Here is a 1895-nt window from a genome sequence, read left to right on the forward strand (position 1 = left end):
GAATTCCCCAACCCCGGCCCCGCCGGCACACTCAACACCGGAATCACCACCGGACCCAATGCTGGGCCCGAGAGCACCAATTGAATGGACTCGCCCACGCCCCCCACCACCAAATCCACTGAGGGACCGGTGATGACAATCGGACTCACCACGATGGGACCGATGTTGGCGTTGAGGTTGTCACCGGCCAAAGCCAGTGTCGGAATGGTGAATTCGCCGGCGACGATGTTGCCGAGGGAACCGCTGACCGGGATGTTGACGGGGATGCTGACTTCCAGGCCCAAGGAGATCGGCGGGATGGTCAGGGTGTAGTCGAAGCCGGCTTGGCCCTGGTTGTCGCCGCGCCAGAAAAATCCGTTGTTCTGATCACCCTGGTTGAACCCGCCGGTGTTGTAATGGCCGGTGTTGGCCCACCCGGTGTTGTAGTCACCGGTGTTGGCCCAGCCGGTGTTGTACCGGCCCGGGTTGAAATCACCGGTGTTGGACACCCCGACATTGAAACTGCCCGAGTTGTAACTGCCCGGGTTGCCCACACCGGTATTCAGCAACCCGGTGTTGGCCCATCCGGTGTTCCACCGACCCGCATTGAACAACCCCGTGTTGAACTCCCCGGAGTTGCCGATCCCCCAGTTGCCCGTCCCGGAGTTGAAGAACCCGACATTGCCGGTACCGGAATTGAACAACCCCACATTGCCACTGCCGGTGTTCCACGCCCCGAACCCGACCTGACCCTCACCGCTGAGCCCGAAACCGACATTGCCCGCACCGGTATTGCCGAACCCGATATTGCCGACACCGCTATTTCCGAACCCCTGGTTGTAGTCACCGAAGTTACCGAACCCGACATTCTGCACACCGAGATTCCCCGGGCCGATGTTGTAGGAACCGATGTTCCCCGAGCCGATATTGAAACTCCCCAGGTTGCCCGATCCGAAGTTGAAGTCCCCCAGGTTGCCAAAACCGATGTTCCCGTCACCGACATTCCCGAACCCAAGATTCATCCGGCCGATATCACCAAACCCGACATTGCCCACACCCAGATTCGCAAACCCCGCGTTGAACACACTCAACCCGGACAGGTTCCCACCCACGTTGCCCGCACCCGACGTCAGACCCGCGCCGGTGTTGTTGATCCCCGACAGCGACTCACCCACATTGGTCAAACCCGACAGCAGACTGCCGATGTTCTTATAACCCGACGCCCGCGACGCCTCGTTCCAGAACCCCGAAACACGATCCCCGATATTCCCGAACCCCGACACCCCGCCAGCCCCGGAATTGAAGAAACCCGATGACGGAAGACTCGTCGAATTCCCGAACCCAGGCGACGGATCTACATGTATAACCTGCGCGACGATGGGGCCGACATTTCCACCGATGCTCACCGGCAACAGCGTTGTCGGGCCACCGATAACGACATCCTCGAACGCGATGGTGTTTATTCTGATCCGCGGCAGGGTGATTGGGCTCAGCAGGCTGTCGGCGTCGACTCCGATTGAAATCGGCAGACTCGGTATCGGTACCGAGATGTCGATATCTATGTCAATGTCGGGAAATCCGGGAATGGGGTTTGGAATTGTGAAGCTGAGCTCGACGCCGATGTCGATTTCCGGGGTTTGCCCGAGAAGGGTCAGGTGGCCGATCACGGGGATGGGGTTGCCGCTACCGCCCGTGCCGTGCAGCGTGATGGGATTGATGCTGAGTCCGGTGATTTGGCCGGTGAGCGGGAGGTTGAGGGTGCCGCCGCCGCCGAGGGTCAGCGGGATTTCGGGGATGGTCAGGGTGTAGTCGGCGGCCATCAAGCCTTGCCGGTCACCCCGCCAGAACATGCCGTTGCTTTCATTACCGGAGATGAATGCGCCGGTGTTGATGTTGCCGGTGTTACCGACGCCGGT

Annotated in this window: 1 protein-coding gene; it reads right to left on the reverse strand. The window is 60.4% G+C overall.

Features of this window, described 5'->3' with window-relative positions:
* The coding region (locus tag BST27_RS30215; RefSeq protein WP_139805487.1) for a beta strand repeat-containing protein at positions 1-1895 on the reverse strand (1895 nt) is incomplete at both ends.

It is taken from the genome of Mycobacterium intermedium, from assembly GCF_002086275.1.
Taxonomy (GTDB): Bacteria; Actinomycetota; Actinomycetes; order Mycobacteriales; family Mycobacteriaceae; genus Mycobacterium; species Mycobacterium intermedium.